General features: G+C 47.5%; 19 protein-coding genes. 8 read left to right on the top strand and 11 right to left on the bottom strand.

Features of this window, described 5'->3' with window-relative positions:
- Nucleotides 1-34 precede the first annotated feature (34 nt).
- Both AUC31_RS01510 and AUC31_RS01505 read right to left on the bottom strand, forming a co-directional pair.
- The gene (locus AUC31_RS01510) at nt 35-481 is read right to left on the bottom strand and encodes a DUF4385 domain-containing protein (protein ID WP_058381711.1); all 447 of its coding nucleotides are present in this window, start codon (nt 479-481) and stop codon (nt 35-37) included.
- A gap of 86 nt (nt 482-567) precedes the next feature.
- A complete protein-coding gene (locus AUC31_RS01505) occupies nt 568-1,233 on the bottom strand; it encodes an alpha/beta family hydrolase (protein WP_058381712.1) in 666 nt (221 codons plus the stop codon).
- A 138-nt stretch (nt 1,234-1,371) separates the two neighbouring features.
- Between AUC31_RS01505 and AUC31_RS01500 the strand changes: the two genes are divergently transcribed.
- Both AUC31_RS01500 and AUC31_RS01495 read left to right on the top strand, forming a co-directional pair.
- Nucleotides 1,372-1,626, top strand: a complete 255-nt coding sequence (locus AUC31_RS01500; protein ID WP_058381713.1) for a hypothetical protein — start codon at nt 1,372-1,374, stop codon at nt 1,624-1,626.
- 24 nt (nt 1,627-1,650) lie between these two features.
- Complete coding sequence (locus tag AUC31_RS01495; RefSeq protein WP_058381714.1) at nt 1,651-2,211, top strand: maltose acetyltransferase domain-containing protein; 561 nt, start codon at nt 1,651-1,653, stop codon at nt 2,209-2,211.
- Between the two features lie 51 nt (nt 2,212-2,262).
- On the opposite strand, the gene AUC31_RS01490 is transcribed toward AUC31_RS01495, so the two are convergent.
- The 3 genes from AUC31_RS01490 to AUC31_RS01480 are packed head-to-tail and all read right to left on the bottom strand — an operon-like array spanning nt 2,263 to nt 4,239.
- Nucleotides 2,263-2,760 (bottom strand): methylated-DNA--[protein]-cysteine S-methyltransferase, encoded by a 498-nt coding sequence (locus AUC31_RS01490; protein ID WP_058381715.1) that lies wholly within the window; start codon nt 2,758-2,760, stop codon nt 2,263-2,265.
- On the bottom strand, nt 2,757-3,659 hold the full coding sequence (locus AUC31_RS01485; protein WP_058381716.1) for a DNA-3-methyladenine glycosylase family protein: 903 nt from the start codon (nt 3,657-3,659) through the stop codon (nt 2,757-2,759). Before AUC31_RS01485 ends, AUC31_RS01490 begins: the two co-directional genes overlap by 4 nt.
- A complete protein-coding gene (locus tag AUC31_RS01480) occupies nt 3,652-4,239 on the bottom strand; it encodes a bifunctional transcriptional activator/DNA repair enzyme AdaA (RefSeq protein WP_237150678.1) in 588 nt (195 codons plus the stop codon). The genes AUC31_RS01485 and AUC31_RS01480 overlap by 8 nt, the downstream gene beginning before the upstream one ends.
- A gap of 219 nt (nt 4,240-4,458) precedes the next feature.
- Between AUC31_RS01480 and AUC31_RS01475 the strand changes: the two genes are divergently transcribed.
- Both AUC31_RS01475 and AUC31_RS01470 read left to right on the top strand, forming a co-directional pair.
- On the top strand, nt 4,459-5,037 hold the full coding sequence (locus AUC31_RS01475; RefSeq protein ID WP_058381717.1) for a biotin transporter BioY: 579 nt from the start codon (nt 4,459-4,461) through the stop codon (nt 5,035-5,037).
- A gap of 150 nt (nt 5,038-5,187) precedes the next feature.
- Complete coding sequence (locus AUC31_RS01470) at nt 5,188-6,039, top strand: SDR family oxidoreductase (protein WP_058381718.1); 852 nt, start codon at nt 5,188-5,190, stop codon at nt 6,037-6,039.
- Nucleotides 6,040-6,122: 83 nt separating this feature from the next.
- On the opposite strand, the gene AUC31_RS01465 is transcribed toward AUC31_RS01470, so the two are convergent.
- A complete protein-coding gene (locus tag AUC31_RS01465; protein WP_058381719.1) occupies nt 6,123-7,160 on the bottom strand; it encodes a hypothetical protein in 1,038 nt (345 codons plus the stop codon).
- 469 nt (nt 7,161-7,629) lie between these two features.
- On the opposite strand from AUC31_RS01465, the gene AUC31_RS17915 reads away from it, so the two are divergent.
- Together AUC31_RS17915 and AUC31_RS01455 are read left to right on the top strand one after the other, a co-directional pair.
- Nucleotides 7,630-7,836 (top strand): hypothetical protein, encoded by a 207-nt coding sequence (locus AUC31_RS17915; RefSeq protein WP_157073441.1) that lies wholly within the window; start codon nt 7,630-7,632, stop codon nt 7,834-7,836.
- Between the two features lie 13 nt (nt 7,837-7,849).
- Nucleotides 7,850-8,269 (top strand): hypothetical protein, encoded by a 420-nt coding sequence (locus AUC31_RS01455; RefSeq protein WP_058381721.1) that lies wholly within the window; start codon nt 7,850-7,852, stop codon nt 8,267-8,269.
- Between the two features lie 79 nt (nt 8,270-8,348).
- Here AUC31_RS01455 and AUC31_RS01450 read toward each other — a convergent pair whose 3' ends face one another.
- The 5 genes from AUC31_RS01450 to AUC31_RS01430 form a co-directional block, all read right to left on the bottom strand.
- Entirely contained in the window at nt 8,349-8,843 is a 495-nt protein-coding gene (locus AUC31_RS01450) for a GerW family sporulation protein (RefSeq protein ID WP_058381722.1), read from the bottom strand.
- A 192-nt stretch (nt 8,844-9,035) separates the two neighbouring features.
- Nucleotides 9,036-9,974 (bottom strand): magnesium transporter CorA family protein, encoded by a 939-nt coding sequence (locus AUC31_RS01445; RefSeq protein ID WP_058381723.1) that lies wholly within the window; start codon nt 9,972-9,974, stop codon nt 9,036-9,038.
- A 250-nt stretch (nt 9,975-10,224) separates the two neighbouring features.
- Nucleotides 10,225-10,983 carry a class I SAM-dependent methyltransferase gene (locus AUC31_RS01440; RefSeq protein ID WP_058381724.1) on the bottom strand — a complete coding sequence of 253 codons (759 nt, stop codon included), beginning with the start codon at nt 10,981-10,983 and terminating at the stop codon, nt 10,225-10,227.
- 18 nt (nt 10,984-11,001) lie between these two features.
- Complete coding sequence (locus AUC31_RS01435; RefSeq protein WP_058381725.1) at nt 11,002-11,292, bottom strand: DUF5316 family protein; 291 nt, start codon at nt 11,290-11,292, stop codon at nt 11,002-11,004.
- Nucleotides 11,293-11,652: 360 nt separating this feature from the next.
- Nucleotides 11,653-12,207, bottom strand: coding sequence for a GNAT family N-acetyltransferase (locus AUC31_RS01430; protein WP_058381726.1), 555 nt, complete (start codon nt 12,205-12,207; stop codon nt 11,653-11,655).
- Nucleotides 12,208-12,351: 144 nt separating this feature from the next.
- On the opposite strand from AUC31_RS01430, the gene AUC31_RS01425 reads away from it, so the two are divergent.
- Nucleotides 12,352-12,573 carry an SHOCT domain-containing protein gene (locus AUC31_RS01425; protein ID WP_058381727.1) on the top strand — a complete coding sequence of 74 codons (222 nt, stop codon included), beginning with the start codon at nt 12,352-12,354 and terminating at the stop codon, nt 12,571-12,573.
- A gap of 405 nt (nt 12,574-12,978) precedes the next feature.
- Nucleotides 12,979-13,308, top strand: coding sequence for a four-helix bundle copper-binding protein (locus tag AUC31_RS01420; protein ID WP_058381728.1), 330 nt, complete (start codon nt 12,979-12,981; stop codon nt 13,306-13,308).
- Nucleotides 13,309-13,347: the final 39 nt, after the last annotated feature.

The raw sequence follows: 13,347 nt of genomic DNA, 5'->3' as shown, positions 1-13,347 counted from the left end.
TTGATGAGTGTCTCTGTTTCACGCCTGAACCGCTTCAGCCGTATTTTTTCTGGTGCTCCTTTTTGCGGCGCAAATAATCTTCGTCTTCTCGAATCTCGTCCCAGCGTTTTTTGAAGATCGCAGCGGATTCAGCTTTTTCTTCATTGATCTCGCGGTCTTTGATCGAACCGTCTTCGTTGTATTTGCGGCCGCCTTTGTAATTCGTGTAGCGCCGTGCGCGGGTGTAGCCCATTTGGATGAATTTGCGGGCCATGTCCATGCCGACGAAATCATCCTTTTCGCGGTATTCTTCGAATAGCTCTGAAATTTTGTCGCACGATTCCTGGGCGATGTCCGGCGTCTTGAATCGCCAATGGGGGAGGATTTCACTTTTGTACGGTTCCACCATCAACACGCCCTGCTCGCCTTTGCCGACGCGGTACAGTTCAGGGTTTTTCCGCAAGTCCAAATTCTTATAGTCCAAATCGTAATCGAATGCCATACTGCACCCTCCTTTTGGAGAAACTATACCCCGTCGCGCTGCTTGAAAAACGGCATAAAAAAACCGCCTCAGTGGGCGGCAGTTCATTACGCATGTTCGATGCTTTTTTTCGAGAAAGCGTGGATATCGGTGATGACGGCCTTTAAGACATCGATTGATTTTAACGGGTCGCCGATGAAGTCCATTCCATGGTTGACGTCTTTTAGGACGTGCGAATCCAACTCCTTATTGGCTTGGAGTTCTTCCATCCGGCTGCGGTCGTAATAATGATCTTTGTCGCCGATAAAGCTCAGCGCCGGATTCTGGCATTCTTTCATCGCCTGGAAAATGTCCTCATGCTTGATGAGCGGCGTCAGCCAGACGGTTTTCGCGCCTTTGAATTTCTTGCGCTCGAGCTCATTGGCAAGCGCGATCGTGCCGAGTGATTTGGCGACAAGGAAGAATTTTTCGTAGATGCTGCCTTTCAACACTCGGTCGATGACTTGCTTGACGTCGTATTTGACCGCTTCTTCGATTTCCGCCATCGTGTACTCGTTATAAAGCGGGTTGTTGTAATCATAATTGATGCGCAGGATGTCGTATTCCTGTTCCGCAAGCAGCCGCTCCGTGTAATGGAATAGCGGACTTTTCGCTGTATAGCCGATACCCGGCAGGAAAATCGCGAGTTTTCTCGTTTGGTCTTGGTTCAGGACAAGGCTGTAGTTGATCGCTTGGCCTTGATCCGTTTTAATGGTTCGGTTGATCGTTTTCATTGATTCCACTCCTTTCCTATATTATAAAGTCTTTCACGTTAATTGCATGTAAATTTTTCAAAGAATTCGAAAACTTCATGACGGCTCGTTTTTCTATTCTGTTATAATATCCATATCATGAATAGGGGAGGCAGTTCTATGTGGAAAGGCATTCGCTGGACAGCGTTTTCGGTCCTTTTGGCCATCAGTATCCTGTTTGCCGTCAAAGGCGTCCAAGTATGGCTGATGCGCCATGCCACAGAACCGGTCGCGATCCATTTTTATTTCTTTGAAATCGCTGAATCGGTGCTGCCGGGCAATCTGGTGTCCTATGCCGTAGCGTTTTTCGTCGCAGCGTTCATTACCGCAGTTGCGGCATTCGCCTTTATTGCGAGGCGGTTATTCGGCTTTTAATTTGAACGGAAAAGAGGGATTTGGATGCATACAGAAAAAGACAAGATGCTCGCCGGTGCGCTTTACCGGGCGGACGATCCGGTACTCGTGCGCGAGCGCGTCAATGCCAAAAGGCTTTTGCGTTTGTTCAATAAATCGATGGAAACCGATGGCCAGGAGCGCAAGCGCTTCATGAGCCAATTGCTCGGCTCGAGCGGCGATCATTTGTATATCGAGCCGAACTTCCGCTGTGATTATGGCTATAATATCCATGTCGGGCATAACTTCTTCGCCAATTTCGACTGCGTGTTCCTCGACGTCTGCGACATCCGCATCGGCGATAATTGCCTGGTCGGGCCGGGCGTCCATATCTATACGGCGACCCATCCGCTCGATATCGAACAGCGGCTCGCCGGCGTCGAATTCGGCAAAGCGGTGCGCATCGGCAATAATGTCTGGATCGGCGGGCGGGCCGTCATCAACCCGGGCGTCACGATCGGCGACAATGCCGTCATCGCATCCGGCGCGGTCGTCGTGAAAGACGTGCCGGCGAACACCGTCGTCGGCGGCAATCCGGCAGTCGTCATCAAGACCATCGAAAGCTAGTCTAAAAAAATAGGAAAGGGAAGCAAATCCAATCGATTTGCTTCCCTTTTTTTATGACTCTATTGATTGGCCGTTTCGCACCGATTGCTCGTGCTTCAATAGCCATTCTTTGCGGGTCAGGCTGCCGGCGTATCCCGTCAATTTGCCGTTCGACCCTATGATGCGGTGGCACGGGATGATGATGCTGATTTTGTTTTTGCTATTGGCGTTCCCTACTGCCCGGACGGATTTCTCGTTGCCGACAGCTGTCGCGATATCGCGGTATGAAGCCGTTTCGCCGTAAGGAATATCAGGCAGCGCCGCCCATACTTTTTGCTGGAATTCGGTCCCTGAAGAAAGGCACGGCACGGTGAATTCCGTTCGTTGCCCTTTGAAGTATTCATCCAATTGCTGTAAACACTCTTTCAGCACTTGAGGCGTGTCCGGTTGAACCGCATGCAGCGGCTGTTCCCGTTCGCTGAAATAAAGCGACACGATGGCTTGTTCGGTTCCGGTGATTTCGACGACGCCAATCGGCGATGGATAATCCACTTGATGCAGTTCAGTCATAATAATACCCTCCATAAATAAAATGTCGCGTACGCTTGCCAACCTGCCCAGTTTTCCGCCAAACTCTCAATCTCGGCAATGCTCGGTTTTTGCTCCATTCCCAATTGATGCTTCAAGGCATTGTGCAATCCGACGTCCGATATCGGAAAGGCAGAAGTGAAGCGCAGGCATTTCATCATGACATAATGCGCAGACCACGGCCCGACGCCTCTGATCGCCAACAATTGTTTTTCTACTTGCTGCTCTGTTTTCTCAAGCAGCTCATCTTTCACGAGACGCCCATCAGCGATTTGCTCAGCGATGTGGATGATGTATTCCGCTTTTCGCCCCGAAAATTGCAGCGTTCTTAATTGTTCCACTTCCAGCGAAGCGATTCTTTCGGCGGATGGAAAGGCCCAATACTCGACTCCGCCTACTGTATGCGAAGTGCCGAACTGTTCGATCAAACGCCGTTTTAAGGTATAGGCGAAAGTTAAATTGATTTGCTGGCCGGTGATGGCCCAGACGAACGCCTCAAATAGATCTGGCATGCCCATTATCCGCAGTCCTGCGTGCTGCTCCACGACTTCCCGGAGGACCGGGTCGCTTGCCGCCATCGCGTAAAACGGCTGCAGGTCAGTTTCCAAGTCGAACCACTCCGCCACATACCGGACGACTGCCTGTCTCCCTTGTTCAGACGGTGAATGATGCGGAAATTCGATATGCAAGGACTCGCCGGAATGGCTCAAATCGAATAAGGTTGTTTCGTCTTCAAGAGCTAACAGCTTGGTGAGGCGCTCATCCTGAATTGTGTGAAGCAGTTCTTGATCAGAACGCCCGAGAATGGCCAGGCATTCCGTGAAATTAAAATCTGCCGGCGTGGGAATTTTTAGCCGCTGTGTTTCCGTTTCGCTATCCATTCCGCCCCGCTCCTTTCTCTTTCCGGTATTGGCCCGGAGATTGCTGTTTCAAATCCCGGAACACTTTATAGAAATGCGACGTACTTTGAAAGCCCGTCTCGAGGCAAATTTCCAAATTCGTTTTATTGGTGTTCGCCAGTAAATACGCCGCTTTGTCGATGCGGATTTTCTCCAAATATGAACGAGGCGTTTCGTCCGTTTCCTGCTTGAACAGCCGGTCTACATACGAGGAGCTCATGCCGACATGGGCGGCCACTTCTTCCAAGCCGATTTTTTGCTGGTAGTGGTCCATTAAAAAAGCAATGACTTGCTGTGTGAATTCTACATAGGGCGATTGTTCAATTTCCGGCTGGCATCTTTTGCATGCCCGAAATCCGCGGTTCTCCGCTTCTTCAATGGAAAAACAGAATTCCACGTTGCGCTTTTTCGGCTTGCGCGATCGGCAAGACGGCCGGCAATAGATCTTCGTCGTTTTCACGCACGTGAAAAACAAACCGTCGTATTTCCGGTCGCAATCCAGGATCTTCTCCCACATCTCATCGAACGTGAACTTCGCTTCCATTTCCATTTCCATTTCCATAGCCGCCGCCTCCTCTCTTTTCTCTATCTTATCTCTTCTCATTTTATCATTACAGTTTCCAGCATTCGTCCTCGTTTTTGCACTTATGGTCGCAAGCCGGAAGATTTGATCTGTCGTTGATTGTCGAAAAGCTTATTGACACTTTGTGACATGTTCAGATATTATTGAGTTAACTTAATTTATAAATTAGTTAACGCAATTTTGAAGGGATGTTTTCGCATGGCACACTCAAACAAAAAATTGCGGATGATGATCGTAACGGCTTTGTTCGCCGCCATTATCGGCATACTCGCTCAAGTCACCATTCCTTTGCCGCTCGTGCCGATTACCGGGCAGACTTTGGCAATCGGCCTTGCCGCCACGATTCTAGGCGCACGCTATGGCACATTATCCATCTTAGTGTATCTCGCAATCGGCGCTGCCGGAATCCCGGTATTCGCACAACTATCAGGAGGCTTGGGCAGCTTGTTCGGGCCGACGGGCGGCTATTTATTCGGGTTCATCCCGACCGCTTTTGTCATCGGCTATTATCTCGAGAAGATGGGCTTTACGGTCATGAACGCCGTCATCGCCAACATCCTCGGCATATTTGTCGCACTCGGCTTTGGAACAGTTTGGCTAAAGGTCTTTGCGGAACTTTCCTGGACCGGCGCCTTTATGGGCGGATTCGCGCCGTTCATCCTCGTCGGCGTCATCAAGGCCGTGCTCGCTGCATGGATCGGCATCTCGGTGAGAAACCGTTTGGCATCGGCGAAGCTATTGCACGGTTTGGAAACACGGAATCATTCTTCACTATAACTAAATTACAACTTTCAAAGAGATGAACCGGTAACGGTCCATCTCTTTTTTGAATTAGCCATTTTCCGTTTAAGTTGGGGTACATCCTGGGTATGCATTGGAAGTATAAGTAAAAACGACAGCAACAAACAACCCGAGGAGGAATTTAGAATGGCAAACGAAAAAATACTAATCACCGGTGCTGGCACCGGATTCGGCAAAAACATTGCGTTCAGCTTGGCGGAAAAAGGCAAATCTGTCATCGCGGGTGTTGAAATCATTTCACAGGTTTCTGCTTTGGAACAGGAAGCGAAAGAGCGCGGCGTATCAATGCAAATCGAAAAATTGGACGTCACGAACCCGAAAGACCGCGAAAAAGCATGGGGCTGGGACATTGATGTCTTGGTAAACAATGCGGCAGTATCTGAAGGCGGATCCCTCGTCGATATCCCAGAAGAAAACTTGCGCCACCAATTCGAGGTCAATGTATTCGGCCCGGTACTATTGACGAAAGGCTTTGCACGTCAAATGGTGGAAAGAAAATCCGGCCGCATCGTCTTCGTCTCTTCTGTATCCGGCTTGATGGCAGATCCATTAATGGGACCTTATTGCAGCACGAAACACGCGACTGAAGCTTTCGCAGATTCCTTGAGCAAAGAGCTGCAGGAATTCAATGTGGAAGTAGCAACGATTAACCCAGGGCCATATTTAACTGGCTTTAATGACCGCGAGTTCGAAACATGGAAAAACTGGCAGTCTGATTCGGAGAACACAGTCTTCGACTACGAGAAAGCCGCTTTCCCATACGAGCAATTCGATCCGAAAGAAGTCACTGAACCGTCGGTAAAAGTGATTCTTGGCGAGACGAATCAATACCGCAACGTCATCCCGGAAAAAATGATTCCACAAGTAAAAGAACGAATGGAAGCCATGTGGAGCAAAACAACCACTGAAGGCTTGGGCGAGCGCAACGAAACCGTACAGAAATCATACGAAATTGCACCTGGTACTCCAGCTGAATAATGCGTGAATACGAAAAACCCAGAGATCATGTCTCTGGGTTTTTTCTGGCTGGATGTTTTAGAACTTTTTATCTCTACTAATCATTACTTCACTGCAAACGGGTACGTGGTGCTTTCTTCTAAAGTTTCGTTTATTAAACGGAGTTCCTCTACACGGAAGTCAAGAGCTGCCAGTTGCATTGCGTTTTCAAAGACGATCAGGTCGGGTTCTGTGACTGTCTCTTCATCTGATGTGAAGCGTACTGTAGCCGTCTCGTTTTCGAGTGAAGCGTCAACCACTTCCACTCCTTTCACCATAGCTGATGAGTAAGTTGCCTCTTCCTGATCCACTGTCTTCATCGCTTCCACTGTTTCAGGAAAGGACAAGGGTTCACCGTTTTCATCCGCCACTTGCTCTCCGACATCCACGCCAGCTAAGAAGTTGGTCTGCTCCAGCTCTTTGTCGTACATTGTATAGTAACCGCGCGAAATACCTCTTTCTTCTTCAACAATCAAGGGCTTGTCCACTAAGCGCTGAGCTACAATGACATTTTCTTCTCCCTCGGGATTGGTAAACACAATTTCTTCAATGCCATATAGATCACTGATTCCAAACAACGAGCTATAGAAAAAGGTCGTTTGCGCAGAAGTTGTGGATAATGCACCTCCTCCCTTTTCAGTAAATTTCACGTTAAGCGTCGGCATATCAACAGTCAGCTCAGCATAAGATCCCAGAATTTCTAGTGTAGTAGGATCGTTTTCAATCAGAGATTGCATCAAGCTTTTTTCAGCTATGCCCTCTTCATCCTCACCGCGTTTAATATTGAATGCGGTAAGATAGCCGGTTTCTGTGACATAGGCATGTGTCTCGATAGAATAGGATGGACTCGCCTGAGTTTCTTCAAAACCATCTGAAGCACCGTCAACTGTCTGATCGACCGGTTCATCCGACGTTTCTTCATCCCCATTGTCCTGGCTATCTTCGTTACTTTCCTTTGCTTCTACCGCTTCTTCCTCATCAGGTGTAGTTTCACTTGGAGAATCTGTGTCCTCTGTGCTAGGGGGTTGATCTTCAGTTTCTTGGCAGCTTGCGAGTAGAAGTACAGCAAAAGTCATTCCAGCCATTTTCTTTACATTCTTCACTCATAACGCCTCCTTGTTATTCACGTACCCCCTCCACCGATCCCTAAAAGCTATTAAGCGTATTTTTTCCATATAACATGTAAAAATGCATATATATGGATTTTTTTCATTTAGTCATGCTATGAGAGAACTATTTTATCTATCTTTTCACTTCTTATAAAAAATAGCAGGAATTTCCAAATCTATATCGAAATGAAATAAAATCGATTTCTTTAAAGGAGGGCTAATCATCTCAATCGAAAGTTTATTCACTCCCATTAAACTAGCAATCACTTCTCTGGCGCTATTGCTGATATGCGCAGGATTGTCAGGCTTTTTAATCTTCTCGTTTGATGACAATCAAATTGCCCGAAACCAATTTACAGAGCTATTCCAGAATGACCCAAAAGTCCAGCGGGAAATGACACGTACAGAAGCTCAGATGAATTCGGAAATATTCGCCGCCGACGTGGTGGAGGGGGCAAAACAATTGCTCTTTTATCCTTTTTATTTGCTCGTCGCATCCGCCTTATTGAGTGTTGGCGGGTTATTGACGATCAATTTGAACCGCTTTGTGCCCGCTGTACTGTTCTCGCTAGCAGGTGTGCTGTCCTTATTCACCTTGCTGCCTCCGGTACTGTTGTTTTTCGCCTCGAACCGACTCTTTGCTACTTCCCCTGCTATTAACACCCAATGAAAGGATCGATTTGATGACAGATTTGGGATTGCTATCACAAGAAGATTATTTTATAGCCTTTGAAGGATTTGCAGAAACAAGACTTCCAGGGGCCGCATTGCGTATTACTATACGCGGTAGCAAGAATGAAACAGACCTGCTCTTGAACCTTCCCGGCACAATGGATAGATGGCATATTGATTTCCGTTCATATGCCACGTATTCCGTAACTTCCGAAGATTTCACAAGAATGTCTGACTCTGACACAGCACATGCTTTTCGTATTTATCAACAATCTGATCTTCTCACTTATTTGGAGAACCGAACGAATTTGAAGGAACGGGAAAGACAAGAAGAAATCAGCTACCAGCATTTCTCTTTCGCCTGTATGGAACATCAATTGGATATAATTTCTTCCGAATCGCCGATTATTCAATTACTTGGCACGAATTAGAAGACTGCATTAGCTCAAAAAAACCACCTGGAGATCAATCCCCAGGTGGTTTTCGCTTTCGTCACCGTCTTGTTTCACTTCAGCCGCTATGCATATCTTTCATTTTCTTGCCTTTTCCTTTCTTCTCGCAGCGTTTTCCGGCTTGCATGCGCTTTTTGTGCTTGCCGCCTTTGCTTTTGTTCTGGCTCGATGCCATCAAAAACCCAAGGCCGGTCATCATAAGCGGCAGCATCACGATGAGCTCAATCGGGACAATGGGCCGGTAGATGGTTTTTTCCGCTGTCACGTCGTAGATGCCGACCGGCTTCACTGAGAACGATCCGCCTGCCCCTTCACCGTGGCCACCTTCAAATTCCTCGAAGCCCGGCGATTCTGAATCTTTGTCTTCCCGTTCATAGCCGCCGCCAGCACCTGCTCCTACGCTATACCTGATTCTCGCAACTGGAATGATGGTTCTGCCCTGCATCTCGATCGGGTCGCCGTAGACGAGCGACACATCACGCGCACTTGAAAACTTTTCGAAAATCGGGCGTACCGGAGACGATTGGAACGGAATCATTTCTTTTTCATCCATGTTCTACACTCCTTTTTTGACGATGAATTCTCATGGCCAAGGCAGCAGTAATAGCAAGCGGCATAGATCCGCACTGTCGATTGTTAGTATATACATTCGCCCCGCCCGCCACTAACCCTCTAATTTTCATTGCTGAATCCCAGTTAAAAAGCATATAAAAAAACGCCTGGATTTATCTCCAGGCGTTTTCGGCTAAAATATTCTTCTTTTCCATAGAGAAACCGCGATCACAAGCATCAAAATGGCGGACAGAACCAGTGTCGTAATCCATGAACCAGGCTCCTGCCCGGAAACAGGCAAAGCCACATTCATGCCGAAGAAGCTGAAGATCAAAGTCGGCAGGGTCAAGAAAACCGTGAAAAGGGTCAAGGTTTTCATGGTATTGTTCAATTCATTCGATATGAGCGAAGAATACGATCCCGTGATGCTGTCCAAGATTCTGGTATACAACTCGGTCGTTTCAATTCCTTGGTTGTTTTCGATTTTCACATCTTCCAACAAGTCTTCATCGTCTTCATACAATTTGATGGAATGCGTCCGGAACAACTTCGTGATGACATCGCCATTCGCTTTTAATGATGTCAGGAAGTACACCAAGCTTTTTTCAATCTCCATGATCTTATATAGTTGCTTGTTCGTTAAAGAATCCTTCAAATTGCTTTCGATTTTGAGGCGCTGTTTGTTCAATTTCTTCAACTTCATTATGTACTGGGTAGAAATCGACAATAACACTTCAAGCGCAAAGCGATTTTTCATCGACGTATTCACGTTTTTCTTGATGACGTTTTCCACGGAATTCGTCGCTTGGCTGCATATGGTGACGATGAAATCTCCCCCTAAAATGATGCCGATGGGGATTGTAATATAAGAGTCGAGCTGCGGGCTGTTGTCATCGACAATCGGAAGATCGTTAATGATCAATGTACAATTTGTCTCTTCGTCATATTCAATCCGTGCGCTTTCTTCTAAATCCAATGGGTCTTCTAAAAATTCGATGGGAATATTGAAGCGTTCTACTATTCCCCTGATTTCCTCTTGTGAAGGCGCCACCATATTGATCCAACTATTCTTCTCGAAGGTATCAATTGTTTGTAAATCTCCGCCAGAAGAGGTTTTATGTATGGTAATCATGCTCGATCCCCCTTTTCTTTCTATCTGAAAGCCTCGCTTATCTAGAAACTTCCTATGATTGCAGTTACAGCGATTTTACTTCCAGACCTTTACGAGTTTACCCGAATTAGCTGCAAATCTAACTTTTTTGAAAAGCTGCCGTTTCATTTTAGATTCTCTTGAGTAGAATGAAACACCATCAGCCAATCATATATAGAATTTCGGCCATACAAAAAGCTGTTTGGATTTTTCTCCAAACAGCTTTCAATCTTCAAATATGTGCGATTGCTTCAAAGGTGACGGCATGCTGAGCGTTTTTCGGGTACTGGCCGTATTCGTAATTGGACGACACGATGATGTCCTCGAAACCTTGGCTGCCAAGGAGCAACTTGAATTCCTCGACGCCGTACCAGCGCATCGGGAAACGTTCGAGTTCGGTCTGGATCAGCTTACCGCCTTGCCATTTCTCGTAGCGGTTATGCGACACGGAACATTGCTTGATCCAATCGACTTCGACGGTCTTGCTCTCGAGCGTGATCACTTCGCCAGCTTTCGTCTGCCAAGTCCGCGTTCTCGGCCGGTCGATCTCAAAACCTTGCGGGACGTATAAGTCGACGAGCAACCGCCCACCCGGCGCCAGATGCTTGCGGAAATTCTTCAAGGCTTTGATCGCCTGTTCACGTCCTGCAAGCAGCTGGAACGTCCCCGCCGGCAGAATGATGGCGTCGTATTCGACATCAATGCGGAAGGTTTCCATATCCGCTTCGAATAATTTCGGATGCAAGCCGCGTTCTTTGCAGTGGGCGCGGCAAATATCAAGCATTTCAGATGAACTGTCGAAGCCGTCGATGTGAAGGCCGTCTTCTAATAGCGGCACAAGCAAGCGCCCGGTCCCTGTGGCGGGTTCTAAAATACGCCCTTCGTTTCCTGCGAGCCGCTCCCTGTAGAACTCGACATCGCCGAACGATTTGCCGATCGGCTTATCCAGGTCATAAACTTCCGCAGACAACGAACTATAATAGCTGAGCATGACATCCCCCTCTTTCGTTTAAGAAAGTATGAACAATCCGTAAAGCGCCAGCAACAGATTCGGCAACGCGAACAGCACGAGGTTTTTTACTTTGGCGTTGCGCGCCTGCTGTGCCCGGCGGCGTTCCGAACTCGTGTTGAATGAAGATTTCACTTGCTTGCCTGCTGTGATGGACGAGATGACCGCCCAGACAAGTGCGATAACGGCAACTGCGCCCGCTATCGGGAACAATAGCGCCCAGTCATCTGCCAGGAAAGCGATAAGTGCGATAAGGCCTGATACGAGAAGGCCGAGTAGAAAGTGCTTCATAATAGTATTCCTCCTGTATTTCTAGTTTCCTTCTTATTTTACTAAATGAGGAAGGCTGTGGGAAACATTGCGCAAAAAAAGATGTGGGAACTTTACGAGTCTTTTTCTGTGTGGTCGAGAAAATCAGAAACCCGTATTTTCCGAAGCTTATCGCTCGCTTTCCGTGGGCTCGCGCCCAAGCCTCCTCAGTCGCCTTGCGCCTTGCGGGGTCTCGGTCGTCTCGCTAGTCCACAGGAGTCGAGCGAACGCTTCTCCAAATACTCAGATACGATATTGATTTTTGAATGTAGAAAGATGATTTCATTTTTATTCATAACGAATCATGATCTTCTCCACCACTCTCAAAAGTATAGGTGAGTTTCATTCACCTTTTTCAGAACGCCATTCCGATTTCAGCATGCCGTAGACGACACTGTCGACGAAATGATCGTAGAGCCATTCTCCTTGGCGAATGATACCTTCTTCCGTGAAGCCGAGGCGGATCGGGATATTGCGGCTTTTCTCGTTGCCGACCGCTGCGCGGATCTCGACTTTATTGAGCCCGCGCTCCGTTAGCGCATAATCCGTCAGCGCTTTTGCGACTCGCGTCATGATGCCTTGTCCCTGGTATTCCGTGTCGAGCCAATAGCCGATATAGGCCGTCTGTTTCGCTTCATTGATTTCGTTGAAGCCGGCGATTCCTGCCAGTTCGCCTTGGTAGACAATCGCGCAATTCAAGCTTTTTCCGAGCGCGAAACTTTCAGCGCCCGACTGGATGAAATTTTTCGTATCCTCGACGGTTTTCGTATGATCGAGCCACGGCAGCCATTCCTTCAGTGCAGCACGCGAACGGTCCGTCAATTCAAAAATCCGCTCTGCGTCTTGCATCTCGACCAATTTCAACGCCAACTCTCCATCAATTTTATGTGTAAACATCCCGCTTCCCCCTTTTTTGAATTATCCATAAGCTTAGCATATCCAATATCTTACAAGGATTTATTTTCTTCGAATTAAAAAAGACGCAATTTTCTGTTATATATCGTAAACTGGAAGAAAAGAAAGCGAACGGAGTGAACGCTGATGTTCTGGATCTTTACTATCCTCGTCGCTTTGATGGTCGTGCTCATCATCCTGTGTCTCGTGCTGTTTTTCATTCGCCATAAACCACATAAACTGCCCGCCCCCCACCACGAAGCACAATTATTGAAAGAACGTTTTTCAAGCGGCGAGCTGTCGGAAGACGAGTTTCGCACGCGCATGAAAGAACTTGAGCAAAAGCCGGGGCTGCGCAAAAACGGATAGAATACCATCTGCTGCAGAGTGTTGAATAAGTTCGCAATCCGCTATAAGTCAAAAAAACCTTTGCTTTTCGACATTTAATAACCAATGGCCTATCTGAGTATTTGGAGAAGCGTTTGCTCGTAAACCCTTCTGCTCAATAATGCTGCGCATTACTTTCACAAAGATAATGTCTCACGTAGTTCGACCTTATCTTTCCTGTGGGACTAGCGGGTTTGAGAGACCCCGCAGGAACGCAGTGACGAGGAGGCTCGATTCCCGCCCCACGGAAAGCGAGCAATAAGCTTCGGAAAATACGGTTATCAAGAGTTTCTTGGCAGCTTGCACTGCTAGTTGTTTATTTTCCTGCCAGTCGGGAAATCCAAGGAATAAGCGAATGAACATAATTCTTATAGGAGGTTTTACGGAATGGTAGAACATGCAAAACACGCAGAACTGTCCAAGACGCTCCATGACTGCATGGTGGCGTGCAATCATTGCTTCGATGCTTGCCTGAAAGAAGACGATGTGAAAATGATGGCTGAGTGCATCCGGCTCGACCGCGAATGCGCAGACATGTGTGCTTATTTGGCACAAGCCATTGAACGCAACTCGCCGTTTGTCTCACAGCTCGCGAAAGTATGCGCGGAGATTTGTGAAGCATGCGGAAACGAATGCAAACAACATGACCATGACCATTGCCAAAAATGCGCGGAAGCTTGCCTGAAATGCGCAGAAGCTTGCAGACAAGTGGCATAAGAGACAGGCGTCCGGCTGATCTGCCGGGCGTTTTTTCAT

It is taken from the genome of Planococcus rifietoensis, assembly GCF_001465795.2.
Lineage (GTDB): Bacteria > Bacillota > Bacilli > Bacillales_A > Planococcaceae > Planococcus > Planococcus rifietoensis.
Note: the sequence above shows the minus strand (reverse complement) of the source record. Positions and strands in the feature narration are given on the sequence as shown.

Bases quoted from the DNA above. Each gene is read 5' to 3' on its own strand.
- AUC31_RS01450 (WP_058381722.1), bottom strand. From the start codon at position 8,843: ATGGATGAAAAAGAAATGATTCCGTTCCAATCGTCTCCGGTACGCCCG.
- AUC31_RS01445 (WP_058381723.1), bottom strand. From the start codon at position 9,974: ATGATTACCATACATAAAACCTCTTCTGGCGGAGATTTACAAACAATT.
- AUC31_RS01490 (WP_058381715.1), bottom strand. From the start codon at position 2,760: ATGACTGAACTGCATCAAGTGGATTATCCATCGCCGATTGGCGTCGTC.
- AUC31_RS01485 (WP_058381716.1), bottom strand. From the start codon at position 3,659: ATGGATAGCGAAACGGAAACACAGCGGCTAAAAATTCCCACGCCGGCA.
- AUC31_RS01470 (WP_058381718.1), top strand. From the start codon at position 5,188: ATGGCAAACGAAAAAATACTAATCACCGGTGCTGGCACCGGATTCGGC.
- AUC31_RS01455 (WP_058381721.1), top strand. From the start codon at position 7,850: ATGACAGATTTGGGATTGCTATCACAAGAAGATTATTTTATAGCCTTT.
- AUC31_RS01480 (WP_237150678.1), bottom strand. From the start codon at position 4,239: ATGGAAATGGAAATGGAAATGGAAGCGAAGTTCACGTTCGATGAGATG.
- AUC31_RS01435 (WP_058381725.1), bottom strand. From the start codon at position 11,292: ATGAAGCACTTTCTACTCGGCCTTCTCGTATCAGGCCTTATCGCACTT.
- AUC31_RS01500 (WP_058381713.1), top strand. From the start codon at position 1,372: ATGTGGAAAGGCATTCGCTGGACAGCGTTTTCGGTCCTTTTGGCCATC.
- AUC31_RS01475 (WP_058381717.1), top strand. From the start codon at position 4,459: ATGGCACACTCAAACAAAAAATTGCGGATGATGATCGTAACGGCTTTG.
- AUC31_RS01510 (WP_058381711.1), bottom strand. From the start codon at position 481: ATGGCATTCGATTACGATTTGGACTATAAGAATTTGGACTTGCGGAAA.
- AUC31_RS01440 (WP_058381724.1), bottom strand. From the start codon at position 10,983: ATGCTCAGCTATTATAGTTCGTTGTCTGCGGAAGTTTATGACCTGGAT.
- AUC31_RS01425 (WP_058381727.1), top strand. From the start codon at position 12,352: ATGTTCTGGATCTTTACTATCCTCGTCGCTTTGATGGTCGTGCTCATC.
- AUC31_RS01420 (WP_058381728.1), top strand. From the start codon at position 12,979: ATGGTAGAACATGCAAAACACGCAGAACTGTCCAAGACGCTCCATGAC.
- AUC31_RS01505 (WP_058381712.1), bottom strand. From the start codon at position 1,233: ATGAAAACGATCAACCGAACCATTAAAACGGATCAAGGCCAAGCGATC.
- AUC31_RS01430 (WP_058381726.1), bottom strand. From the start codon at position 12,207: ATGTTTACACATAAAATTGATGGAGAGTTGGCGTTGAAATTGGTCGAG.
- AUC31_RS01495 (WP_058381714.1), top strand. From the start codon at position 1,651: ATGCATACAGAAAAAGACAAGATGCTCGCCGGTGCGCTTTACCGGGCG.